General features: G+C 72.9%; 18 protein-coding genes. 10 read left to right on the top strand and 8 right to left on the bottom strand.

What is annotated here, in order from left to right:
• Positions 1–543: 543 nt before the first annotated feature.
• Both ACZ4UB_RS17980 and ACZ4UB_RS17975 read right to left on the bottom strand, forming a co-directional pair.
• Positions 544–1503 (bottom strand): EamA family transporter, encoded by a 960-nt coding sequence (locus ACZ4UB_RS17980; RefSeq protein WP_468071195.1) that lies wholly within the window; start codon positions 1501–1503, stop codon positions 544–546.
• A 47-nt stretch (positions 1504–1550) separates the two neighbouring features.
• The gene (locus tag ACZ4UB_RS17975) at positions 1551–4301 is read right to left on the bottom strand and encodes an FAD-binding and (Fe-S)-binding domain-containing protein (RefSeq protein ID WP_468071193.1); all 2751 of its coding nucleotides are present in this window, start codon (positions 4299–4301) and stop codon (positions 1551–1553) included.
• Between the two features lie 84 nt (positions 4302–4385).
• On the opposite strand from ACZ4UB_RS17975, the gene serC reads away from it, so the two are divergent.
• The 4 genes from serC to ACZ4UB_RS17955 all read left to right on the top strand — a co-directional run bounded on the left by serC (position 4386) and on the right by ACZ4UB_RS17955 (position 10605).
• Complete coding sequence (gene serC, locus ACZ4UB_RS17970) at positions 4386–5504, top strand: phosphoserine transaminase (RefSeq protein WP_468071191.1); 1119 nt, start codon at positions 4386–4388, stop codon at positions 5502–5504.
• Positions 5505–5801: 297 nt separating this feature from the next.
• Positions 5802–6590, top strand: coding sequence for a hypothetical protein (locus tag ACZ4UB_RS17965; RefSeq protein ID WP_468071189.1), 789 nt, complete (start codon positions 5802–5804; stop codon positions 6588–6590).
• The gene (locus ACZ4UB_RS17960; protein ID WP_468071187.1) at positions 6583–7203 is read left to right on the top strand and encodes a class F sortase; all 621 of its coding nucleotides are present in this window, start codon (positions 6583–6585) and stop codon (positions 7201–7203) included. Before ACZ4UB_RS17965 ends, ACZ4UB_RS17960 begins: the two co-directional genes overlap by 8 nt.
• A 141-nt stretch (positions 7204–7344) precedes the next feature.
• Positions 7345–10605, top strand: coding sequence for a sacsin N-terminal ATP-binding-like domain-containing protein (locus tag ACZ4UB_RS17955; RefSeq protein ID WP_468071400.1), 3261 nt, complete (start codon positions 7345–7347; stop codon positions 10603–10605).
• A 576-nt stretch (positions 10606–11181) separates the two neighbouring features.
• Here ACZ4UB_RS17955 and ACZ4UB_RS17950 read toward each other — a convergent pair.
• Positions 11182–13650 carry a cation-translocating P-type ATPase gene (locus ACZ4UB_RS17950; protein WP_468071185.1) on the bottom strand — a complete coding sequence of 823 codons (2469 nt, stop codon included), beginning with the start codon at positions 13648–13650 and terminating at the stop codon, positions 11182–11184.
• Between the two features lie 94 nt (positions 13651–13744).
• Positions 13745–14098: a DUF2530 domain-containing protein gene (locus ACZ4UB_RS17945; protein ID WP_468071183.1), complete on the bottom strand. Its 354-nt coding sequence runs from the start codon at positions 14096–14098 to the stop codon at positions 13745–13747.
• Positions 14099–14297: 199 nt separating this feature from the next.
• On the opposite strand from ACZ4UB_RS17945, the gene ACZ4UB_RS17940 reads away from it, so the two are divergent.
• The gene (locus tag ACZ4UB_RS17940; RefSeq protein ID WP_467956086.1) at positions 14298–15737 is read left to right on the top strand and encodes an NCS2 family permease; all 1440 of its coding nucleotides are present in this window, start codon (positions 14298–14300) and stop codon (positions 15735–15737) included.
• A 20-nt stretch (positions 15738–15757) separates the two neighbouring features.
• Here the strand turns inward: ACZ4UB_RS17940 and ACZ4UB_RS17935 are convergent, their stop codons facing one another.
• A complete protein-coding gene (locus ACZ4UB_RS17935) occupies positions 15758–15940 on the bottom strand; it encodes a ribbon-helix-helix protein, CopG family (protein ID WP_283458154.1) in 183 nt (60 codons plus the stop codon).
• A 120-nt stretch (positions 15941–16060) separates the two neighbouring features.
• On the opposite strand from ACZ4UB_RS17935, the gene ACZ4UB_RS17930 reads away from it, so the two are divergent.
• The 3 genes from ACZ4UB_RS17930 to thpR all read left to right on the top strand — a co-directional run bounded on the left by ACZ4UB_RS17930 (position 16061) and on the right by thpR (position 18879).
• Complete coding sequence (locus ACZ4UB_RS17930) at positions 16061–16498, top strand: MarR family winged helix-turn-helix transcriptional regulator (protein WP_354381291.1); 438 nt, start codon at positions 16061–16063, stop codon at positions 16496–16498.
• Between the two features lie 24 nt (positions 16499–16522).
• Positions 16523–17890 (top strand): MFS transporter, encoded by a 1368-nt coding sequence (locus tag ACZ4UB_RS17925; RefSeq protein ID WP_468071181.1) that lies wholly within the window; start codon positions 16523–16525, stop codon positions 17888–17890.
• 446 nt (positions 17891–18336) lie between these two features.
• Positions 18337–18879 (top strand): RNA 2',3'-cyclic phosphodiesterase, encoded by a 543-nt coding sequence (gene thpR / locus ACZ4UB_RS17920; protein WP_468071179.1) that lies wholly within the window; start codon positions 18337–18339, stop codon positions 18877–18879.
• A gap of 135 nt (positions 18880–19014) precedes the next feature.
• On the opposite strand, the gene ACZ4UB_RS17915 is transcribed toward thpR, so the two are convergent.
• Positions 19015–20004, bottom strand: coding sequence for an aldo/keto reductase (locus tag ACZ4UB_RS17915; protein WP_354381288.1), 990 nt, complete (start codon positions 20002–20004; stop codon positions 19015–19017).
• Between the two features lie 59 nt (positions 20005–20063).
• Positions 20064–20756, bottom strand: a complete 693-nt coding sequence (locus tag ACZ4UB_RS17910; RefSeq protein WP_468071176.1) for a GDSL-type esterase/lipase family protein — start codon at positions 20754–20756, stop codon at positions 20064–20066.
• A 90-nt stretch (positions 20757–20846) separates the two neighbouring features.
• Between ACZ4UB_RS17910 and ACZ4UB_RS17905 the strand changes: the two genes are divergently transcribed.
• Positions 20847–21890: a WD40 repeat domain-containing protein gene (locus ACZ4UB_RS17905; RefSeq protein ID WP_468071174.1), complete on the top strand. Its 1044-nt coding sequence runs from the start codon at positions 20847–20849 to the stop codon at positions 21888–21890.
• A gap of 424 nt (positions 21891–22314) precedes the next feature.
• Here ACZ4UB_RS17905 and ACZ4UB_RS17900 read toward each other — a convergent pair whose 3' ends face one another.
• Complete coding sequence (locus ACZ4UB_RS17900) at positions 22315–22902, bottom strand: TetR/AcrR family transcriptional regulator (RefSeq protein WP_468071172.1); 588 nt, start codon at positions 22900–22902, stop codon at positions 22315–22317.
• A gap of 112 nt (positions 22903–23014) precedes the next feature.
• Between ACZ4UB_RS17900 and ACZ4UB_RS17895 the strand changes: the two genes are divergently transcribed.
• The gene (locus tag ACZ4UB_RS17895; RefSeq protein ID WP_468071170.1) at positions 23015–24541 is read left to right on the top strand and encodes an MFS transporter; all 1527 of its coding nucleotides are present in this window, start codon (positions 23015–23017) and stop codon (positions 24539–24541) included.
• The last annotated feature ends 14 nt before the right edge of the window (positions 24542–24555 follow it).

Below are 24555 nucleotides of genomic sequence, written 5' to 3'. Positions count from 1 at the left end.
AGGAGTCGGGTCAGGAGACGGTGGGGACTCAACACCCCTCCAAAATGCCCGATATGTGGACATTTGGAAGTCGTTTGCGAGGGGCGGACGGCCTCAGACCCTCCCCATGCTCGACCTCGCCGAGTTTCCACCCCCACCAACCCCAACCAACTCGCAGACGCTTCTCTCGGAGAAGCGCGTAGCGATCTGAAGGCGTGCTTGTGGCTTGTGGCTTGTCATCTGTTGCTGTTCGCCCGGAGGGCGCGGCATGGCTGCACTCAGGGCTCCTGCCTCACTGGCCGGAATCCAGCCGCATAGGACCCGGTCCCCCATGCCTTCCCCCGGGGGCGGCCCGACAGTTCTTGGCTTTCCGGGGTGGGACGGGCGGTCAAGGGTGGCCGCAGGCCATCGCGCAGCGACGCGACGAAGGAGCGCCCTTGAGGGCCCGGCCCACCCCGGAGAGACAGTGGAACTGACGGGCAGCCCCCGGAACCCCACCGACCCCGCCCCACCCGAAGCACCCGCCCCACCCGCGAAGCACCCGGTACCGCGGCGAAGCCGCGCTCAACCCGCCTTGCGGGTTGTCTGGGCGCGGACCGCGCCCATGCTTGCCGCGATGACCAGGGCGATCGCGAGGGCGTCCAGTGCGGAGAGGGCCTGGTGCAGGACCAGGAAGCCCGCGGTCGCGGCGATGGCCGGCTCCAGGCTCATCAGGATCGCGAAGGTGGGCGCCGGCAGGCGCCGTAGGGCCAGCATCTCCAGCGTGTACGGCAGCACCGAGGACATGACCGCGACCCCGACGCCGAGCGCCAGCGTGCTCGGCACGAGCAGGGCCGGGCCCGCCTCGATGATGCCGAGCGGCAGCGACAGCACCGCCGCGACCGCCATCGCCAGGGCGAGGCCGTCGGCCTGCGGGAAGCGGCGGCCCGTACGGGCGCTGAAGACGATGTACGCCGCCCACATCGCGCCCGCACCCAGCGCGAACGCGGCCCCGACGAGGTCGAGGGAGCCGAAGCCGCCGCCTCCGCCGTGGCCCGAGAGCAGCACGATGCCCGCGAGGGCCAGCCCCGCCCACAGCAGGTTCACCAGCCGCCGCGATACGACCACGGACAGCACCAGCGGCCCGAGGACCTCCAGGGTGACGGCCGGTCCGAGCGGGATCCGGTCCACCGCCTGGTAGAACAGCCCGTTCATGGCCGCCATCGTGATCCCGAAGACCACCACCGTGGTCCAGTCGGCGCGCGCGTACCCGCGCACCTTGGGCCGGCAGATCAGCAGCAGCACGATCGCGGCGGCCGCCAGCCGCAGCGTGACCACGCCCGCCGCGCCCGCGCGCGGCATGATCATGACCGCCAGGGCCGCTCCGAACTGCACCGAGAGCCCGGCCGAGACGACCAGCGCGACCGGCCCGAACCGACTCGTACCGGCCGCGGGCGCGGGCGCGGACGTCGAGGGGGTGACGGAGGCAGCGGTCGTCGAGGATGCGGAGGGGGCCGGGGCGGGCGCGGGGGAGGGTGCGGACATCTCTCCAGGCTAAGGGGTTGGTAAGGAGTACGGCTCCATGTGTTTCCTTACAGCCCCTCCAGCCCCTCCGCCAGGAGTTCCGCCAGGTGGCGCGCGCGCTGCCCGCCTAGCTGGGCGATCTGGGTGCGACAGGAGTAGCCGTCCGCGAGGATCGCGGTCCCCGCGTCCGCCGCGCGCAGCGCGGGGAGCAGCTGTTCCTCGGCGCAGGCCACCGACACCTCGTGGTGGCCCGGCTCGAAGCCGAAGTTGCCCGCCAGTCCGCAGCAGCCGCTGCTGAGCGGGCCGGTCAGCCCGGCCCGCTCGCGCAGCCGGCGCTCCGCGCCGTCGCCGAGGACGGCGTGCTGGTGGCAGTGGGTCTGGCCGACCACCGCGCGCTCCAGCCGGGGCGGCTGCCACTGCGGGGCGCGCTCCTCCAGTACCTGCGCGAAGGTCACGACCGACGCGGCCAGCCGGGCCGCCCGCGGGTCGTCCGGGAGAAGCGCGGGCAGGTCGGTGCGCAGCGCCGCCGCGCAGCTGGGTTCCAGGACGACCACGGGAGCCCGTACCCCGCCCCCCGCATCCACCGCATCCAGCGTCCGCCGCAGCACCGCGCGCGCCCGGTCGAGGCGGCCCGTGGACACGTACGTCAGCCCGCAGCAGAGCGCCGTGGAGCGGCCGCCGGCCCGGGACACCCGTAGCCCCGCCGCCTCCAGGACCCGTACGGCGGCCCGGCCGACCTGCGGGGACAGGTGCTCGGTGAAGGTGTCGGGCCACAGCAGCACCCCCGGGCCGTCCACCGCCGAAGGGGCCGCCCCCGTCCCGCCCCACTCCCGGCCGAACGGCGCCCGGGCCAGCGGTGGCAGCGACCGTTCCCGGGCCAGACCCGGCACCGGCACCACCCGCCCGAGCGCGTTGACCAGCGGGGCGGCGCGCAGCGCGGCGATGAGGCGCAGCCACTGCGGGAGCCCGCCCATCGTGTAGTGGGCCAGCGGGCGGATCCGGCCCGCCCAGTGCCGGTGCAGGAACTCGCTCTTGTAGGCGGCCATGTCCACGCCCACCGGGCAGTCGCTGCGGCACCCCTTGCAGCCGAGGCACAGGTCGAGGGCCTCGTGCACCTCGGCCGAGCGCCAGCCGTCCGTGACGATCTCGCCGGCCAGCATCTCGTGCAGCAGCCGGGCCCGGCCGCGCGTGGAGTGCCGTTCCTCCCCCGTCACCCGGTACGACGGGCACATCACGCCCACGCCGGGTTCCGTGGACCGGCACTTCGCGACCCCCACGCACCGCGCGACCTCCCCGGCCAGCCCCGACGACTCTCGGGCGCCGGACGGCAGCACCGCGAAGCGCAGGTTCTCGTCCAGTCGGGCCGGGCGGGCGAGCATGCCGGGGTTCATGCCGCCGGCCGGGTCCCACACGTCCTTGTACGCGCCGAAGAGGCGGACCAGCTCCGGTCCGTACATCCGGGGCAGCAGTTCGGCGCGCGCCTGGCCGTCGCCGTGCTCCCCCGACAGCGAGCCGCCGTGGGAGACGACCAGGTCGGCGAGGTCCTCGGAGAAGGTCCGGAAGCGGGCCACGCCCGCCGCGGAGACCAGGTCGAAGTCGATGCGGACGTGCACGCACCCCTCGCCGAAGTGCCCGTACGGCGTTCCGCGCAGCCCGTGCGCGGCGAGCAGGGCCCGGAACTCGCGCAGGTAGGCGCCGAGCCGGGCGGGCGGGACCGCGCAGTCCTCCCAGCCGGGCCAGGCCATCCGCCCGTCCGGCCCCCGCGTCGCCGTGCCCGCGGCGTCCTCGCGGATCCGCCACAGCGCGCGCTGCCCGGCCGGGTCGGCGATCACGCGCGCGTCCAGCGCGTCGGCGGCCCGTACGGTCTCGCGCGCGGCGTCGGCGTCCCGCGCCTCCACGAACAGCCAGGCACCCCCGCGCGGCAGGGATCCGGCCTCCGCGTCCCCCACCAGGTCCGCCGCCATCCCCTCCACGGTCAGCGGCCCCAGCGGCAGCAGTCCCGCGGCGGCGTCCGCGGCGGCGCTCTCGTCGGCGTAGCCGAGCACCACGAGGACCGGCGCGCGCGGCGCCTCCACCAGGCGCACGACGGCCTCGGTCACCACCCCGAGGGTGCCCTCGCTCCCGCAGAAGGCCCGGGCCACCTGCACGCCCCGCTCGGGCAGCAGCGCGTCCAGCGCGTATCCGGAGATCCGGCGCGTGAGGTCGCGGGGCATCCCGGTGCGCAGCGGTTCCAGGTGCTGCGCGACCAGGTCCCGCAGCCCGGTCGGGGCGCCGGCCCAGCCGGTGCCGATCCGGTGCGCGGCGCCCCCGTAGGTGGTGACCGCGAGCTCGTGCACGTTGTCGGCGGTGGTGCCCCAGGCCACCGAGTGGGCTCCGCAGGCGTTGTTGCCGATCATGCCGCCGAGGGTGCAGCGGGAGTGGGTGGAGGGGTCGGGTCCGAAGGTCAGGCCGTGCGGGCGCGCCGCGTCCCGGAGTCGGTCGAGGACGAGGCCGGGCTGGACCACCGCCGTCCGCGCGGCCGGGTCCAGCGACAGCAGGGCGTTCATGTGCCGGGTGAGGTCGAGCACCACGCCGGTCCCGGTGGCCTGGCCGGCGATGGAGGTTCCGCCGCCGCGCGGGACGACGGGCACGCCCGCGTCGGCGCACACGCGCAGGGCCGCCGCCACGTCCTCGGCGTCGCGCGGGGCGACCACGCCGAGCGGGACGCGGCGGTAGTTGGAGGCGTCCATGGTGGTCAACGCCCGGGCCGCGGCGCCGAAATCCACCTCTCCGCGCAGCTCGACCCGCAATGCCCGTTCAAGATCCCCGGTTCCCGTCACGCGAACACCCTGCCACCGGCCCCGCGCGTCTCACCGGGTGGACGCGCCTCCGAAGGGCGGCCCGGGACCGGATACGCTCCGCTCGTGGCTGAGATCCAGATTCCCGCTGACATCAAGCCCGCCGACGGACGTTTCGGCGCGGGCCCCTCCAAGGTGCGGACGGACGCGCTGGACGCGCTGGCCGCCACCGGTACCTCCCTCCTCGGGACCTCCCACCGACAGGCCCCGGTCAAGAACCTGGTCGGCTCGGTGCGCCAAGGCGTTCGGGACCTCTTCTCCCTCCCCGAGGGCTACGAGGTGATCCTGGGCAACGGCGGCTCCACCGCCTTCTGGGACATCGCGACCGCCGGTCTGATCGAGCGGAAGTCCCAGCACCTCACCTTCGGCGAGTTCTCGTCGAAGTTCGCGACGGCCGCGAAGCTCGCGCCGTGGCTGGACGCGCCGTCCGTCATCTCCTCCGAGCCGGGGACGCACCCCGAGCCGGTCGCCGAGGCGGGCGTGGACGTGTACGCGTACACGCACAACGAGACCTCGACGGGTGTCGCCGCGCCCATCAAGCGCGTCGCGGGCGCCGACGAGGGTTCACTCGTCCTGGTGGACGCGACCTCGGGCGCCGGTGGTCTGCCGGTGGACATCACCGAGACCGACGTCTACTACTTCGCCCCGCAGAAGTCCTTCGCCTCCGAAGGCGGCCTGTGGCTGGCGGCGTTCTCCCCGGCGGCCCTGGAGCGCGCGGCCCGCGTGCACGCCTCCGGCCGGCACATCCCGGAGTTCTTCTCGCTGCCGACGGCGATCGACAACTCGGTCAAGAACCAGACCTACAACACCCCCGCGCTGTCGACCCTCTTCCTGCTGAACCAGCAGCTGGAGTGGATCAACGGCCAGGGCGGACTGGACTGGGCGACCGCCCGTACGGCGGCCAGCGCGGCCCACCTGTACGGCTGGGCCGAGGCGTCGAAGTACGCGGAGCCCTTCGTCACGGACGCCGCGAAGCGCTCGTCGGTCATCGGCACGATCGACTTCTCGGACGACATCGACGCCGCCGCGATCGCCAAGGTGCTGCGCGCCAACGGCATCGTGGACACCGAGCCCTACCGCAAGCTGGGCCGCAACCAGCTGCGCGTGGCGATGTTCCCGGCGATCGACCCGGCGGACGTGCTGGCGCTCACCGCCTGCATCGACTTCGTGATCGAGAAGCTCTGACCGCACGGATCGCTTCCGAGCGAGCCCCACACGACCCCCCGGTGACGCATCGTCGCCGGGGGGTCGTGCGTTGTGCGGGGCGCAGCGGCGCCGGCCCCGGGACTTTGGTCCCAAAAATCGGGGCAAAGAGCCCACAAACGGAACATCTCGATAGCCCTGCCCGCCTGCGGATTCGCCTCTCGGGACCTTCGGCAGGGCCCCTCCCGGACCGCTCCGAGCCCTGCAACCGAGCGCCCCAGGATGTCCCTCATGTCTGGTGTGCCGGGAAAAACCCCGGCCCGTTCAGGAGGAAATCCCATGCGCAAGGCACTTACCTTCTCGGCGATCGCCCTCGCCTCCTCGATGGCCCTGGCGGTCCCCACCGTCGCCTTCGCCGCCGATGCCAGCCCGACGGCGTCGAGCAGCCCCAGCAAGGACGCCCACGCCGCGCCGGCAGCCCTGAAGCTGTCGACCTCCACCGCCAAGCCGGGCGACTCCCTCCAGATGTCCATGGAGGTCCCGGACGGTTCGACCAACCTCACCATCTCCTCCAAGGCGCTGGACGACGTCAAGATGACCGACGGCCGGGGCGCCACCGCCAAGGTCACCGACGTGGCCGCGGGCACCTACGGCGTCTCCCTCACCGGCACGGGCCCCGACGGCAAGAAGATCCAGGCCAGCGCCCAGCTCACCGTCAAGTCCGGCAAGCCGGACCCCAAGCCGCAGCCGTCCACCCTCCAGCTCTCCACCGACTTCGGCCACCCCGGTGACAAGGTCGTCGTCACCCTCAAGACCACCGAGAAGAGCGCCTCCGTCAGGTCGGACGCCTTCGGCGGCACGGTGAACCTGAAGAACGACGGCAAGGGCACCTGGACCGGCACCGCGACCGTCGCCAAGAACGTGAAGACCGGCTACTACGGTGTCGACGCCTTCGCCGGCGGCAAGAAGTTCGACACGGCCAAGTTCTCCGTCGAGGCCAAGGGCGGCAAGGGCGACCACGACCTCAAGCCCCTGAACCCGAGCGAGCACAAGAAGCCCAAGGGCTCCGTGAACACCGGCCAGGCCCCCGTCGGATACGTCGCCGAGGACACCGCGAACCATGGCTGACCAGCTCCTCCCCCGCCAGGGCGGTCGCGCACGCCGCGCGGCCGCCCTGGCGGGCGCCGCCGGCCTCGCCGCCGTCCTCGTCACCGGCTGCTCCGGCAGCGGCGCCGACACCGACTCCGCTCCGGCGGGCGCCTCGAACGCCTCGGTCCTGGAGCCGTCCGTACCGGACCACATCAAGATCCCGGACATCAAGGTCGACGCCCCGCTCGACACGGTCGGCCTCGACGCCCAAGGCGTCATGCAGGAACCGGACTTCGCCAAGCCGAAGGACGCCGCCTGGTACAAGGAAGGCCCCACCCCCGGGGAGAAGGGCGCCGCGGCCGTCGTCGGCCACATGGACACCCCGCAGACCCCCGAAGCCGTCTTCTTCCACCTCAAGCAGCTGAAGAAGGACGAGAAGATCGAGATCCACCGGGCCGACGGCACCACCGCCGTCTTCGCGGTGGACCACGTCGAGACCTACAAGAAGGACGCCTTCCCCACCGACACGGTGTACGGCGACACGCACGGCAAGGCCGAACTGCGCCTCATCACCTGCGGTGGCAAGCTCACCAACGACCGCCACTGGGACGCCAACGTCGTGGTCTTCGCCCACCTCACGGGCAAGGTCTAAGGCGTCTCTGCGCCACCGGCACCCCGCACGCTCCCGCGCCCGGCCGGCGCGGCCCGGCGCGACCGGGCCGCCGCGACCGCGATACCTTCGGAGCTTCGGCATTCGGTGAATGCGGTACAGCTGGGAGGCAGCGGCGTGAGCGTGCAAGTAACGGCGGCCGAAGGCGGCGTGGACCCCTTCGGGACGGCCCGGCTGCGACGCGGAGTCCTCGATTCCTGGGGCGCGGGCCCGACCCGGTTCCGGGAGGACGCCAACGCCGAGGAGGACCTGGCGCTCGGCGGCTACCGGGACCGGCTCGTCGTCGAGCTGGCCCAGAACGCGGCCGACGCCGCCGCCCGGGCCCACACCCCCGGGCGGCTCCGGCTCACCCTGCACTCCGGCGAGGGCGGTCACGGCGTGCTCGCCGTCGCCAACACCGGGGCCCCGCTGGACGCCACCGGCGTGGAGTCCCTGAGCACCCTGCGCGCCTCCGCCAAGCGCGAGGCCGCCGGCGAGCGCCCCGGCGAGAGCGCCTGGGACAGCGTCGGCCGCTTCGGCGTCGGCTTCGCGGCCGTCCTCGCCGTCACCGACGAACCCGCCGTCCTCGGCCGGCACGGCGGGGTCCGCTGGTCCCTGGCCGAGGCGCGCGAGTTGGCCCGGGGCGCCTCCCAGGGCAGCCCCGGCCTCGGCGACGAACTGCGCCGCCGCGACGGCCATGTCCCGCTGCTGCGGCTGCCGTTGCCCGCCGAGGGCACCGCGCCCGACGGCTACGACACCGTGGTCGTCCTGCCGCTGCGCGACGCGGCCGCCGCCGACCTCGTCGAGCGGCTGCTGGCCGGGATCGACGACGCGCTGCTGCTGACCCTGTCCGGGCTGACCGAGGTGGTCGTGGAGACCCCGGCGGGCGTGCGCACCCTGCGCCGCCGCGTGGAGGGCCCGTACACGGTCATCGAGGACAACGCCGGCGCCGGCGGCAACGACGTCCGGCGGTGGCGCACCGTGCGGGAGAGCGGTGCCATCGCCCCCGAACTCCTCGCCGACCGGCCCGTCGAGGAACGGCTGCGGCCCGCCTGGTCCGTGTCCTGGTCCGTGCCCGTCGACGCGGACGGCGCGCCCGTGCGCCCGGCCACCGCACCCGTCGTGCACGCGCCGACCCCCACCGACGAACCCCTCGGCATCCCCGCGCTGCTCATCGCGACCCTGCCGCTGGACACCGCCCGCCGCCACCCCGCGCCCGGGCCGCTGACCGACTTCCTGGTGCAGCGCGCCGCCGACGCCTACGCCGCGCTCCTCGGCGCGTGGGAGCCGGTGAGCACCGCCCTGGTGGACCTGGTGCCCGGACCGCTCGGCAAGGGCGAGTTGGACGGCGCGCTGCGGGCCGCCGTGCTGGAGCGGCTGCCCCGGACCGCCTTCCTCGCCCCGGCCGCCGTGCCCGCCGCCGCGCCCGACGCGGATCCGGAGGAGGGCCGGGCCGCGCTGCGCCCCTTCGAGGCCGAGGTGGTGGAGGGCGCGGGCGCCGACACCGTACGGGTCCTGGCCGAGGTGCTGCCGACCCTGCTCCCCGCCGGGTTGGAGCGGCGCGCCGAGCTGCGCACCCTGGGCGTCGGGCGGCTCCCGCTCGGCGACGCCATCGAGCGGATCGCGGGCGCGGACCGGCCGCCGCACTGGTGGTACCGGCTGTACGACACCCTCGCCGGTGTGGACCCCGACCGGCTGTCGGGGCTGCCGGTACCGCTGGCGCCGACCGCCGAAGAGCCCGGGGGCGCGGGCGGGTTCGCGGACCCGGCCGGCTTCGACGCGTACGACGCCTTCGGCGAGCCGGAGCGCTCCGCCGCCCCCGGCATCCGCACCGCCATCGGCCCCCGGCACGTCCTGCTCCCCGGCCCCGACACCCCCGGCGGGCTGACCCGGCTCGGCCTCAAGGTGGCCCACCCGGACGCCGCGCACCCGCTGTTGGAGAAGCTGGGCGCGCTGCCCGCGAGCCCGCGCGCCGTGCTGGGCACCCCGCAGGTGCGGGCCGCGGTGGCCGCTTCGCTGGACGCGGGCGAGATCTGGGACGAGGACGCGCTCGACCCCGACGAGCTGGCCGACATCGTGCTCGGCCTGGTCAGCAGCGCCGCGCTGGCGCCCGGTGACGAACCCTGGCTGGGCGCCCTCGCGCTGCCCGACGAGGACGGCGAGCTCACCCCCGCCGGCGAACTGCTGCTGCCCGACAGCCCGCTGGCCTCGGTGATCCGCGAGGACGAGATCCCGTACGTGGACGCCGAACTCGCCGCCAAGTGGGGGGCGGACACCCTCGCCGCGTGCGGCGTGCTCGCCACCTTCCAGCTGGTGCGGGCCACCGACGTGGTGCTCGACCCGGACGAACTGGAGCCGCGGGAGGGTGACTTCGCCGAGCCGGACGACGCGGGGCTGCTGGACGCGGTGGACGTCTGGTGCGAGGACCTGCTCGACCAGCTCCCGGAGACCCCGGTCCCGCCGGTCGCCACCGAGCTGATCGCCGTACGGGACCTGGACCTGGTCGACGACGACTGCTGGCCGCGCGCGCTGGCCATGCTCGCGCAGCCGCCGCTGCGGGACGCCCTGACCCAACCGGTGCGGGTGTTGCTCCCCGACGGCACCACGCGGTCGGTGCGCTCGTACACCGCGTGGTGGCTGCGCGACCACCCGGTGCTCGACGGTCGCCGCCCGGCCGGGCTGCGCGCGGCGGGCGGGGACCCGCTGCTCGCCGGGCTGTACACCCCGGCCGACGCCACCGGCTTCGAGGACGAGCAGGTCCTGCGGGCGCTGGGCGTACGGACCTCCGTGGCCGCCCTGCTGGAGGAGCCCGGCGGCGCGGCCGAGCTGCTGGGGCGGCTCGGCGACCCGGACCGCGAGGTGAGCGGACACCAACTGCACGCCCTGTACGGGGCGCTGGCGGACCTGGACCCCGAGCAGGTCACGCTGCCCGACGCGCTGCGCGCGGTGGAGGACGGCGAGGTGGTCGTGGTGGACGCGGCCGACGCGCTGGTCGCGGACGCCCCGGACCTGCTCCCGCTGGCCGCTGGGCTGCCGCTGCTGCCGGTGGCTCCGGCGCGGGCGGCCGACCTGGCGGAGCTCTTCCAGGTGCGGCGGCTGTCGGACACGGTGGCCGCGGGGGTCGACGCCGCCGGGGAGGAGCACGACGTACCGGAGCCGGTACGGGTGCTGCTCGGGCCGGCCACGCCGGCGACGTACGTCGAGCACGAGGAGCTGCTGGCGGGTGGGGTCGAGCTGGACTGGCGCCGTACGCCCGACGGCACGGTGCACGCGGCCACGCTGGAGGGCGTGGCGGCCGGCCTCGCCTGGGCGGCGGGCCAGTGGCCGCGCCGCTTCGAAGTCGCCGCCCTCCTGGAGGACCCCTCCCGCACCCCGGAACTGGCCCGCGACCGCTGGTTCGACTGACCCCATCGCCTCAATCGCCGGCGAGGCTGAGATTGCCCACCCAATCCAGCCCACCCGGCGCTTGAGGTCCCGCCGGAGGCACGCCCGCCGGCCGCGGGCCCCCGGCGGCGCCTCAAACGCCGGCGAGGCTGAGGTTGACCCACCCAACACCGCCCAGTGGGGCCTCCGGCGGCGCCTCAAACGCCGGCGAGGCTGAGGGTGGCCCACCCAATCCAGCCCGCCCGGCGATTGAGGGCCCACCGGAGGCACGTCCGCCGGCCGCGGGCCTCCGGCGGGGCTGAGATCGCCCACCCAATCCAGCCCGCCCGGCGATTGAGGGCCCGCCGGAGGCACGGCCGCCGGCCGCGGGCCTCCGGCGGGGCTGAGGGTGGCCGCCCGATCCAGCCCGCCCGGCGTTTGAGGGCCCGCCGGAGGCCCCACCGGGCACCAGCCCGGACCGCCCGCACACACGACCCAGGCCGGTCCGGCCTCCGGCGGCGCCTCAAACGCCGGCGGGGCTGAGGGTGGCCACCCAATCCAGCCCACCGGAGGCACGTCCGACGGCCGCAGGCCGCCGGCGGGGCTGAGGGGGGTCGGCTACGCCGGGAAGCGGCGGTCCACCCAGCGGAAGGCGAGTTCGATCAGGGCGGAGGCGATTACCGCGATGCCGACGGCGGTCCACGGCATGACGGCCCCCTCCAGCTTCAGCTGGAAGAAGTCCTGGAGCCACGGCACCACCAGGACGATCAGGAAGGCCAACCCCATCGCCCCGACCAGCGCGACCCGCCACCACGTGTACGGCCGCGCGATGATCGCCAGCACCCACATCGAGGTCAGGAAGAGCGCCAGGGTCGCGGCACTGGTCTCGGCCTTGAGGGAGTCCGGCCCGGTGTAGTGGACCCGCGCGATCAGGTACGTCACGAAGGTGGCCACGGCCGCGATCGCCCCGCCGGGAATGGCGTACCGCATGACCCGTTTCACGAAGTGCGGCTGCGCCCGCTCCCGGTTCGGCGCCAGGGCCAGGAAGAAGGCCGGGATGCCGATGGTGAGCGTGGACAGCAGGGTCAGGTGACGCGGCAGGAACGGGTACTCGACCTGGCTGCACACCACCAGGACGGCCAGCAGCACCGAGTAGACCGTCTTGGTCAGGAACAGGGTCGCGACCCGGGTGATGTTGCCGATCACCCGACGCCCCTCGGCCACCACGGACGGCAGGGTCGCGAAGCTGTTGTTCAGCAGGACGATCTGGGCGACCGCGCGGGTCGCCTCCGAGCCCGAGCCCATCGAGACGCCGATGTCGGCGTCCTTGAGCGCGAGGACGTCATTGACCCCGTCGCCCGTCATGGCCACGGTGTGGCCCTTGGACTGGAGGGCCGCGACCATGTCCCGCTTCTGCTGCGGGGTGACCCGGCCGAAGACCGAGTTCTCGTCGAGGACCTTGGCCAGCTCGTCCCGGTCGGTCGGCAGGTCGCGGGCGTCGACGGTGTTCTCGGCGCCCGGCAGACCCAGCTTGGCCGCGACCGCGCCGACCGAGACCGCGTTGTCGCCGGAGATGACCTTCGTGTGGACGTTCTGCTCGTCGAAGTAGCGCAGCGTGTCGGCCGCGTCGGGCCGCAGCCGCTGCTCCAGCACCACCAGGGCGGTCGGCTTGACGGCGCTGGTGACCTGCTCGTCGTCCAGCTCGCGGGCGGAGCGGGCGAGCAGCAGGACGCGCAGGCCCTGTTCGTTGAGGTCGTTGATCTCGTCGAGGGCCGGATCGCCGACGGGCAGCAGGACGTCAGGGGCGCCGAGCAGCCAGGTGGAGTTCTCGCCGTCGCCCTCGCTGAAGCTGGCGCCGCTGTACTTGCGGGCGGAGGAGAAGGGCAGCGACTCGGTGCAGCGCCACTCCTCGCTGTCGGGGTAGGCGTCGATGATGGCCTGGAGGCTGGCGTTGGGGCGCGGGTCGGACTCGCCGAGGGCGCCGAGGACCTTCTTCACGTACGTCGCGTCCGCGCCGCCGAGCGGGCGCAGCTCGGTGACGTCCATGCCGCCCTCGGTGAGGGTGCCGGTCTTGTCGAGGCACACGACGTTCACGCGGGCGAGGCCCTCGATGGCGGGCAGCTCCTGGACCAGGCATTGCTTGCGGCCGAGCCGGATGACGCCGATGGCGAAGGCCACGGAGGTGAGCAGGACCAGCCCCTCCGGGATCATCGGGACGATGCCGCCGACGGTTCGGGCGATGGAGTCCTTGAGGTTGGAGTCCTTGCCGACCAGCTGGCTGATGATCAGGCCGATGGAGGTCGGGATCATCATCCAGGTGACGTACTTGAGGATGGTGGAGATGCCGGTGCGCAGCTCGGAGTGGACGAGCGTGAAGCGGGAGGCCTCTTCGGCCAGCTGGGCGGCGTAGGCCTCGCGGCCCACCTTGGTGGCGGTGAAGGCGCCGCCGCCGGCGACGACGAACGAGCCGGACATCACGGGGTCGCCGGGCTTCTTGAGGACGGGGTCGGCCTCGCCGGTGAGCAGCGATTCGTCGATCTCCAGGCCGTCGGCCTCGCCGGTGACGCCGTCGACGACGACCTTGTCGCCGGGACCGAGCTCGATGACGTCGCCGAGGACGATCTCGGAGGTGGAGATCTCGGCGGTGGCGCCGTCGCGGCGGACGCTCGGTTTGGCCTCGCCGATGACGGCGAGGCCGTCGAGGGTCTTCTTGGCGCGCAGTTCCTGGATGATGCCGATGCCGGTGTTCGCGATGATCACGAAGCCGAAGAGGCTGTCCTGGATCGGCGCGACGAACAGCATGATCAGCCAGAGCACGCCGATGATCGCGTTGAAGCGGGTGAAGACGTTGGCCCGGACGATGTCCGGGGTGGAGCGCGACGAGCGCACGGGGACGTCGTTGACCTCACCGCGGGCGACCCGTTCCGCGACCTCGGCGGTGCTCAGGCCGCCGGCCCGGAAACGCGGTGCGGGCGGGGCCACCGGGTGCACCGGGTCCAGCTCCGCCCCTGCGTCGATCGCGGTAGTGCCGGCGGTGGTGCCGCCCGGCTCCGGCCCGTCGGAATCTATCCTCGCCCGCTGCGTCATGCTTTCGACGGTAAAGGGCCTTCGAACGGTTCACCCGCCGAGCAGTACGAAGATCCGACTTCGGGATGACCCGAATCGTCCCCCGGTACGCCCTTTAACCGGCGGTCTGGTTCCCGGGGGGCTTGACTGCGGCCCCCGCGTCCCGTTCGGCCGCCCGGGTCTCGGACTGCGGGGTCTCGGACTGCGGGGTCTCGGCCGCCTGGGCGGCCGCGTGGCGCTTGAGGGCCGCGTCTCGGCCGCGGACGTACCAGATGCCGATCAGGCCGAGCACGCCGCCCGCCGCGCAGCACCACACCCACCACAGCAGGTCGCGGTCCGCGAACCAGCCGTAGAACGGCAGCTGGACGAGGAAGAGCGCGAACCAGAGGATCGTGCCACCGGTGACGGTCGCGACGATCGGGCCCTCCAGGGGCTCGGGCGCCTCGTGCTGTGCGGTCCATTTCGCCATGTCACCAGTCTATTGGGCGCCCACCCGGGGCCCACGGCGGGCGCCCGCTCGCCTCCGGGCCGTCCCCACTCCCCTTTCGCCCCTTGGCTCTACGCGCGGAGATGGACGCCACAGTTCTCATCTGTTCATACTGAAACGGTTTGCCTATGACGGGTTTCATTCGTACGAACCCACCAAAACGAACCAGTTTGAGGACCGCATGAGCACCTCGGCACCTGCCGCGGCCCCCACTCCGACGCCCACCAACGGCGTCGACCGCTACTTCAAGATCTCGGAGCGCGGTTCCACCGTCGCCCGCGAGATCCGGGGCGGCTTCGCCACCTTCTTCGCGATGGCCTACATCATCGTGCTGAACCCGATCATCCTCGGCAGCGCGAAGGACATGTACGGCCACCAGCTCGACGGTGGCCAGCTGGTCACCGCCACGGTGCTGACCGCGGCCTTCTCCACCCTGCTGATGGGCGTCATCGGCAACGTGCCGATCGCCCTCGCGGCCGGGCTCGGCGTGAACACCGTCGTCGCCCTCCAGCTCGCCCCGCGCATGAGCTGGCCCGACGCGATGGGCATGGTGGTCCTGGCCGGTTTCGTCGTGATGCTGCTGGTCGCCACCGGGCTGCGCGAGCGGGTCATGAACGCCGTGCCGCTGGGCCTGCGCAAGGGCATCGCGATCGGCATCGGCCTCTTCATCATGCTGATCGGCCTGGTCGACTCGGGCTTCATCTCCCGCATTCCCGACCTCGCGCACACCACGGTCCCGCTCCAGCTGGGCAGCAACGGGCACCTGCACGGCTGGCCCGTGCTGATCTTCGTCGTCGGCGTCCTGCTCACCCTGGCGCTGATCATCCGCAAGACGCCCGGCGCGATCCTGATCTCGATCGTCGCCATGACCGTCGTCGCGGTCGTCGTCCAGCTGGTCACCGAGCTGCCGAACGAGGCCTGGGGCCTGACGGTCCCCGAGCTCCCGGGCAACCCGGTGGCCGCGCCCGACTTCGGACTCGTCGGCCAGGTCAGCCTGTTCGGCGGCTTCCACAAGGTCGGGGTGCTGACCGGCGTCCTCTTCGTCTTCACCGTGCTGCTGTCGTGCTTCTTCGACGCGATGGGCACGATCCTCGGCGTCGGCGACGAGGCCAAGCTGATCGACGCGGACGGCAACTTCCCGGGCATCAACCGGGTCCTGCTGATCGACGGCCTCGCCGTCGCCTCCGGCGGAGCGACCTCCTCCTCGGCCACCACGTGCTTCGTGGAGTCCACGGCGGGAGTCGGCGAGGGTGCTCGTACCGGCCTCGCGAACGTCGTCACGGGCGGCCTCTTCACGGTGGCGCTGTTCCTCACCCCGCTCGCCACGATGGTCCCGTCGCAGGCCGCGACCCCCGCCCTGCTGGCGGTCGGCTTCCTGATCCTGGCGGGCTCGGTCAAGGACATCGACTGGAGCGACTTCACCGTCGCCGTCCCCGCCTTCCTGGCGATGACGATGATGCCCTTCACCTACTCGATCACCAACGGCATCGGCATCGGCTTCGTGAGCTTCTGCGTGCTGCGGCTGGCGACCGGCCGGGGCCGTGAGGTCCCGGTGGCCATGTACGTCGTGTCGGCGGTGTTCGTCTTCTACTACGCGATGCCCGCCCTGGGCCTCACGTGAGCCCCCGCCTCACGTGAGGATCACGTGAGGCCGTAGAACCTCTCCGTCTCGTCGACCGCCACCTTGAAGCGCTCGTCGAAGTCGTCGCGAATGAGCGTCCGGACCACATAGTCCTGGACGCTCATTCCGCGTTTTGAGGCGTGTTCCCGGAGCCGGTCCAGCAGCTCCCCGTCTATCCGCATGCTGAGCACATGAGTCCCCATGCCCACAGGGTCGGGCCACGGGGCGTGGACGCGTGTCACTTTCCGGAGCCGACTCACCCGTACGAGTGACGAAAAGAAGCCGGTGTTCTTTAGGTAGGGTAATGAGTTACTCTAATGAACATGCAAGACCTTTCCCATGGCGACGACGCCGCCGCCGTGAACGACCTCCGGTCCGCCGTGATGCGGCTCGGCCGACGCCTCAAGCACCAGCGCGTCGACGAGTCGCTCAGCCCGACCGAGATGTCGGTCCTCGGCACCCTCGCCCGCTGTGGCCAGGCCACCCCCGGTGAGCTGGCCCGTCGTGAGCACGTACAGCCGCCGTCGATGACACGCATCGTCGCGCTGCTGGAGGCCAAGGGACTGGTCCGGCTGGAGCCGCACCCCGACGACCGCCGCCAGAAGGTGGTCAGCCAGACCGAGGAAGCCGAGGCGATGCTCGAAGAGAGCCGCCGCAAGCGCAACGCCTTCCTGGCCGGGCTCGCGGCCGAGCTGACCGAGGACGAATGGGCCAAGCTGCGCGAGGCCGCACCCGTCCTGGAGAAGCTCGCGCACTTGTAACCGAACACGCCAGGAGGCGCACCCTTGAGTACGGGAAACGGAGCAGACTCCGCACCCGGCCATACATCCGCTCCTACCGCAGAACCCGCTTCACCCGCTTCACCTGCCAGTACCACCAAGAACTCGATGTTCAGCTCGCTGAAGATCCGCAACTACCGGCTCTTCGCGACGGGACAGGTCGTCTCGAACACCGGCACCTGGATGCAGCGCATCGCCCAGGACTGGCTGGTCCTCTCGCTGACCGGTTCGGCCAGCGCCGTGGGCATCACCATCGCGCTGCAGTTCCTGCCGATGCTGATGTTCGGCCTCTACGGCGGCGTCCTCGCCGACCGGCTGCCCAAGCGGCCGCTGCTGATCGCCACCCAGGGCGCCATGGGCCTCACCGGCATCGCGCTCGCCGTGCTCACCCTCGCCGGACACGTCCAGGTCTGGCACGTCTACCTGGCCGCCTTCCTGCTCGGCCTCGTCACCGTCGTCGACAACCCGGCCCGGCAGTCCTTCGTGTCCGAGATGGTCGGACCGGACCAGCTCGGCAACGCGGTCAGTCTGAATTCGGCCAACTTCCAGTCCGCGCGGCTGGTCGGCCCGGCGATCGCCGGTGTGCTGATCACCGCCGTCGGCTCCGGCTGGGCCTTCCTGCTGAACGGGCTCTCCTTCGCCGCGCCGATCGCGGGGCTGCTGCTGATGCGGGCGCACGAGCTGCACCGTACGGAGGTCCAGCCGCGGGCCAAGGGGCAGCTGCGGGAGGGTCTGCGCTACGTCGCCGGGCGCCCCGAGCTGATCTGGCCGATCGTGCTGGTCGGCTTCATCGGAACCTTCGGCTTCAACTTCCCGATCTGGCTGTCGGCCTTCACCAGTGACGTCTTCCACGGGGACGCGGGCACGTACGGCCTGTTCAACACGCTGATCGCGGCCGGCTCCCTCGCGGGCGCGCTGCTGGCGGCCCGGCGGGGGCAGTCCCGGCTGCGGGTGCTGGTCGCGGCGGCCGTGCTGTTCTCGGTCCTGGAGATCGTGACGGCCTTCGCGCCGGGGTTCTGGCTGTTCGCGCTGCTGCTGGTGCCGATCGGGATGTTCGGGCTCACGGTCAACGTCACCGCGAACTCCAGCGTCCAGATGGCCACCGATCCCGAGATGCGGGGGCGGGTCATGGCGCTGTTCATGATGGTCTTCACCGGGGGTACGCCGGTGGGCGCGCCGCTGGTCGGTTGGGTGACGGACACCTACGGGGCGCGGATCGGCATGGCGGCGGGGGGTGCGGTGGCGCTGGTCGCTGCGCTGGCGATCGGGCTGGTGCTGTCCCGGGTCGGGAACCTCCGGCTCCGCGTGGACCGCCACCACGGCCTCGCCCTCGTCCCCCGCCACCCCACCCAAACCCTGGTCCCCGCCGCCTGACCCGACCCCAGCCCCGCCCTCAATCGCCGGGCGGGCTGGATCTGCCGTCTCCAGCCCCGCCGGCGTTTGAGGCGCCGCCGGAGGCACCGGCGGCCCCCGGCCCGCTACACCTGCCTCCGGCGGGCCCTCAAACGCCGGGCGGGCTGGAATTGGCCCCTCAAGCCCCGCCGGCGATTGAGGCGCCCCCGCACAACCGCCTCCGGCGGGCCCTCAAACGCCGGGCGGGCTGGATCTGCCGTCTCCAGCCCCGCCGGCGATTGAGGCGCCGCCGGAGGCACCGGCGGCCCCCAGCCGCTACACCTGCCTCCGGCGGGCCCTCAAACGCCGGGCGGGCTGGAATTGGCCCCTCAAGCCCCGCCGGCGATTGAGGCGACGGCGGGCCTTCACGCGCCGGGTGGGCTGGATTTCTCGGCGGTGCGTGAGGTGAGGGGGGCTAAGGTCGGGGGATGAGATTGTTCGCGGCCGTGTTGCCGCCCGCGGGGGCCGTCGCGGAGCTGGCGACGGCCGTCCGCGCCGTCTCCGCCGCACCGGGCCTCCGCTGGACCGCACAGGCCGGCTGGCACTACACCCTCGCCTTCATGGGCGAGGTCGGCGAGGACCTCCTCCCCGACCTCCACGCCCGCCTGGCGCGGGCCGCCGCGAAGACGCCCCCCTTCACGCTCCGCGTGCACGGCTCGGGCCACTTCGGCGACCGAGCCCTCTGGGCCGGCGCGGCCGGCGGCCTGGACGGCCTGCGGATGCTCGCCGAGGCCGCCGACGCCGCCGCCCGGCGGGCCGGCGTACCCATGGAGCAGCACCACCGCTACACCCCGCACCTCACCCTGGCCCGCAGCTCCGAAGGGACGGACCTGCGCCCGTACACCGAGGCCCTCGCCGGCTTCGAGGGCACGCCGTGGCCGGTGCGCGAGCTGAGCCTGGTGCGCAGCAACCTCGACCCGGCGGGCGGCCCCCGCTACGACGTGGTCGGGGCCTGGCCGCTCGGCGGCTGACCCCGACGCGTTAGTCTCAACAGGTGGATCCCAAGACCCGTAACCGTGTGATGGCCGGTGTGCTCGTACTGATGTTCGTCGTCGTGGCGGTGGCCGCCGCCGTCGGACAGTAGGCGGCGGCCACCCCACCCGCCGCTACCAGGCGAAGGCCTCCGGCGAGGCGCCCGGTCCCGGGAAGATCTCGTCGAGGCCGTCCAGCACCTCCTGCGACAGCTCCAGCTCGACCGCGCGCAGCGCGGAGGCGAGCTGCTCCGGCGTACGCGGCCCGACGATCGGGCCGGTGATGCCGGGGCGGGTCAGCAGCCAGGCGAGGGCCACGTCACCGGGCTCCAGGCCGTGCTTGTCGAGCAGGTCCTCGTACGCCTGGACCTGCGCCCGCACCGTGCTGTTGGACAGCGCGTCCGCCGAGCGGCCCGTGGCGCTGCGACCGGATTCCGCGGACTTGCGGATGGCACCGCCGAGCAGCCCGCCGTGCAGCGGGGACCAGGGGATGACCCCGAGCCCGTACGCCTCGGCGGCCGGGATGACCTCCATCTCGGCGCGCCGCTCGGCCAGGTTGTAGAGGCACTGCTCGGTGACCAGGCCCAGCCGCCCGAGCCGCGCCGCCGCCTCGTTGGCCTGGGCGATCTTCCAGCCGGGGAAGTTGGAGGAGCCCGCGTAGAGGATCTTGCCCTGCTGGACCAGGACCTCGACGGCCTGCCAGATCTCCTCGAAGGGGGTGTTCCGGTCGACGTGGTGGAACTGGTAGACGTCGATGTAGTCCGTGTTCAGGCGCTTGAGGCTGGCCTCGACGGCCCGCCGGATGTTCAGCGCCGAGAGCCGGTCGAAGTTCGGCCACGGGTCGCCCTCGGCGGCCATGCTGCCGTAGACCTTGGTGGCGAGGACCGTCTTCTCGCGGCGGCCGCCGCCCTGGGCGAACCAGGTGCCGATGATCTCTTCGGTGCGGCCCTTGTTCTCACCCCAGCCGTAGACGTTGGCGGTGTCGAAGAAGTTGATCCCGGCTTCGAGCGCGGAATCCATGATCGCGTGGCTTTCCGGCTCCCCGGTCTGGGGGCCGAAGTTCATCGTGCCGAGGACAAGTCGGCTGACCTTGAGGCCGGTGCGTCCGAGCTGCGTGTACTTCATGGGACCCAAGCCAACTCCTTGGAGCGCGCTCGAAGCAAGACCCCTCGGTGAAGGGCGTGTTACAAGCCCTCGTGCGCCGCGTACGGCGCGCCGATCCCCCACGCCTGGTGCATGACGGCCGCGAACTCGCCGGCGAGCCGGTGTTCGCCCGAGGCGCTGGGGTGGGTGCCGTCGTAGGTGTCGTGGCTCAGGGCGTAGTCCTGCGGGCGCGCGGCCAGCAGCAGCGGCGAGGCGTCGGTGGAGAGGTCGGCGACGGCCTTGGCGAGCAGCTCGTTGAAGCGGGCCACCTCGGCGGCGAAGGGCGCGTCGACGTCGGCGCGGACGTTGGGGATGACCGGGAGCAGCACCATCCGGATGCGGGGGCGTGCGGCCCGGGCCTCGGCGACGAACAGCCGGACGTTGGCGGCGGTCTGCTCGGCGTCCGTGTAGAAGCCGAGGTCGATCAGGCCGAGGGAGACGAGCAGTACGTCCGGCCGGTGGGTGCGGGCGGCGTCGCCGATGAGCGGGACCATGTGCTGCCAGCCCTCGCCCCAGCCGGCCAGGTGGCGGCGGGCGTGGTCGGGGAAGTCGGGGTCGGCGTAGACGTGGCTGGTCGGCGCGTCGGCGCGGGCGTCGTAGACCTCGCTGCGCGGACCGACGATCTCGTGGGGGCCGTCGAAGTGGGCGCTCAGGTGCTGCCACATCCGGTAGCGCCAGGTGAAGTCGCCGGCGCGTCCGATGGTCATGGAGTCGCCGACGAACATGAAACGCATCCGGTCATCATCGCGGATCACCGCCCGGCTGCCCACGTGATGCCGGACACGCGTACGCGGGTACGCGCGCGGGCCTGGCAGGCTGGGGGGATGCGCCCGCTCCTGCCTGCCGCCGCCGTCACCACCGCCGTCACCACCGCCGTTGCCGCCGCCGTCGCCGCCCTCGCGGTGCTGCCGGGTGTCGCGGCCGCCGCCGGGTCGCCGGCGCCCGCTCCGGGGTCCTCGTCCTTCACGATCTCGGACCCGCGGATCAAGGAGTCCAGCGGACTGGCGGCCAGCAAGATCCATCCGGGGATCTACTGGACGCACAACGACAGCGACGACGGGCCGTACGTGTACGCCGTCGACTCGGCCACGGGCCGTACGGTCGCCCGCGTCACGATGGAGGGCGTCGGCGCCCCGCGCGACGTCGAGGCGATCTCGCTCGGTCCGGACGGGCAGCTCTACGTCGGGGACATCGGCGACAACCTGGGCGGCACCTGGGACCACGTGTGGATCTACCGCTTCCCGGAGCCGGCGCAGCTCGGTGACGTGACGGTCAAGCCGGTGCAGTTCACGGTGCGTTACGCGGACGGGCCGCGCAACGCCGAGGCCCTGATGGTCCATCCGGTGACCGGACGGGTGTACATCGCGAGCAAGAGCGAGGACAAGGGCGGGCTGTACGAGGGGCCCGAGCGGCTGTCGGCGTCGGGGAGCAACGAGTTCCGGCGGGTCGCGGACGTGCCGTGGGTGACGGACGGGGCGTTCTCGCCGGACGGCGGGAGCCTGACGCTGCGGGGGTACTTCTTCGCGCGGACCTTCCCCTGGAAGGACGGCAAGCCGCAGGGCGAGGGGGCGCGGGTGGACGCGCCGTGGCAGGGGCAGGCGGAGTCGGTGACGTACGCGCCGGACGGCAGGACGCTGATGTTCGGGTCGGAGGGGGCGAACAGTCGGGTGGTGGCGGTTCCCGTGCCGGGGGCCGGGGCGTCGGCCGCGCCGGGGGGTGCGCCCTCTGCGGGGCCCACTGCGCCGGCCACCGGGGCCGGGGCCGGGGGCGAGGGGGGCAACTTCACCGTCGGGGCGATGGTCCTGGTCGGGGCCACGATGCTCGTACTACTGGGCAAGCGCCTGCTCGGACGCGGCCGACGAGCCTGACCCGCCCTGAACCCAGCCCACCCGGCGAGGCCCGAAGAGGCGGGCGCCGAATCCAGCCCGCCCGGCGATTGAGGGCCCGCCGGAGGCACATCGGACGGCCGCGGGCCTGTGGCGCCTCCGGCGGCGCCTCAAACGCCGGCGAGGCTGCAGAGGCGCACGCCGAACCCAGCCGGCGAGCCTTGAGAGGCCGACCCCCCACCCAGCCCGGCGGGCTTGAAGAGGCGGGCGCCAAACCCAACCCGGCGGGCTCGAAGAGGCGCACGCCAAATCCAGCCCGCCCGGCGATTGAGGGCCCGCCGGAGGCACATCAGACGGCCGCGGGCCTGTGGCGCCTCAAACGCCGGCGAGGCTGCAGAGGTCGGCCCCGCACCCACCGCTCCGGCGGGGCTGGAGAGGCCGACCTCCTCCAGCCTGCCCGGATGGGCTACGGCTTTCGGGCCGGCCCACCGGGTAGGGCGGCGGCGAGGCGGCGGAGGCCCTCCGTCAGGTCCGCCGCCGTGGCCGCGGTGTCGGGGTTGAAGCGCCACTGGACCATGACCCCGGTCAGCAGCGCCTGGTAGACGGCCCCCAACGTCCGGACGTCGTCCTCGTCGAGCTCCTCCTCCGGGATCCCCGTGAACAGCGCGATCAGGCCGCGCCGCCCCTCGCCCTCCGAGGCCGACAGCATGGCCGCGAGCTCCGGCATCCGGTCCGGGGCGAGCGCGATCTCCGTACTGGCCGCCCACATCGCCGTGAACTGTTCGTGCCGGCCGAGGATGCCCTCCCAGACCGAGGTGAAGCGGTCCAGCGTGCCGCCCTCCCCCGTCACCTCCGGGGTGACCGCGGCGCCCCAGTCCTCCGCGAGCCCGATGAACGCCTGGATCAGCAGGGCGTCCTTGGAGCCGTAGTGGTAGCCGATCGAGGCGAGATTGGCGCCGGACGCGCTGACGATGTCCCGCGCGGTCGTGCGCGCGAAACCCTTCGCCACGAGGCACTTCTTGGCGCCTTCGAGCAGATCTTCACGGTGTCCCATGCCCCCGAGGATATACGAGCGTTCCATACAGACGTCCAACACAGACGTCCAACACGAGCGTCCTATACATCCGTACTAGACAAGTGTTTATGACGCTTGTACATTGCTGCTCATGACGAACCCCGCAGCACGTCTCGCAGGTCGCCGGGAATGGACCGCCTTCACCGTCCTCCTGCTCCCCCTGCTCCTGGTCTCGATGGACGTCTCCGTCCTCTACTTCGCGATCCCCTCCATCACGCAGGAGCTGGATCCCACGGCCACGCAGCAGCTGTGGATCTTCGACAGCTACGCCTTCGCCCTCGCCGGACTGCTCATCACCATGGGTTCGATCGGTGACCGGATCGGCCGCCGCAAGCTGCTGCTGATCGGCGCCGCCGCCTTCGGCCTCGCCTCCGTCTGCGCCGCCTACGCCACCAGCGCCGAGATGCTCATCGCCGCCCGCGCCCTGCTCGGCATCGGCGGCGCGACCCTGATGCCGTCCACGCTGGGGCTCGTACGCAACCTCTTCCAGGACGACCAGCAGCGCGGCCGGGCGATCGGCATCTGGTCCGGCGCGATGGCCGGCGGCATCGCCCTCGGCTCGGTCATGAGCGGGCTCATCCTGAACCACTTCTGGTGGGGGTCCGTCTTCCTCATCAACGTCCCCGCGATGCTGCTCCTGCTGGTCCTGGTGCCCGTGCTCGTACCGGAGTTCAAGGACCCCGCCCCCGGCCGCTTCGACCTGCTCAGCGTCCCGCTCTCGATGGCCGCCGTGCTCCCCGTCGTCTACGGCGTCAAGCAGATCGCCGCCGAGGGCTTCGAGCCGCTCTACCTCGGCTGCCTCGCCGCCGGTCTGGTCTTCGGGTTCCTCTTCGTCCGCCGCCAGCTCGGCCGCGACGACGCCATGATCGGCCGGGCACTCTTCCAGGGCCGCGGCTTCGCCGCCGGGGTCGCCTTCAACACCGTCGCCTCCTTCGCCATGATGGGCTCGGCCTACTTCACCACCCAGTACCTCCAGTCCGTCCTCGGCATGGGCACCCTGGAAGCCGCCCTGTGGTCCCTGGCCCCCTCGGTCGCCGTCGGCGCCACCGCCCCCGCCGCCACCGCCCTCGGCCAGAAGTTCGGCCGCCCCGTCGTCATCGCCGGCGGGTTCGTCATCGGCGCCGCCGGATTCGCCCTCCTCGGCCTCACCGGCACCGACTCGCTGTGGCTGCTGCTGATCGGCGCCGCCGTCCTCGCCTCCGGCATCGTCACCGTGATGGCGCTCGTCTCCGACATGGCCCTCGCCTCGGCCCCCGCCGAGAAGGCCGGTTCGGCCGCCTCCGTCCTGGAGACCGGCGGCGAGTTCGGCGGAGCGCTCGGCATGGCCCTGCTGGGCAGCCTCGGCACCGCCGTCTACCGCGGCGACCTGAGCGACGCGCAGCCCGCCGTACGGGAGACGCTCGGCGGGGCCGCCGCGGTCGCCCAGCAGATCGGCGGTGCGGCCGGCGAGACCGTACTGGCCACCGCCCGCGCGGCCTTCGTCCACGGCATGCACACCGCCTCCTACGGCGCCACCGCCCTGCTGCTCCTCGCCGCGGTCATCGCGGTGACCCGGGTCCGGCGCGCCGAGGCCGGCCGGACGGCGCGGCCGGAGCACCCCCCGGTGCTCGCCGGCTGAGGGCGGGAGGGGAA

The organism is Streptomyces sp. NPDC028419 (genome assembly GCF_055565515.1).
This window is presented reverse-complemented; position numbering and strand designations above follow the sequence as displayed.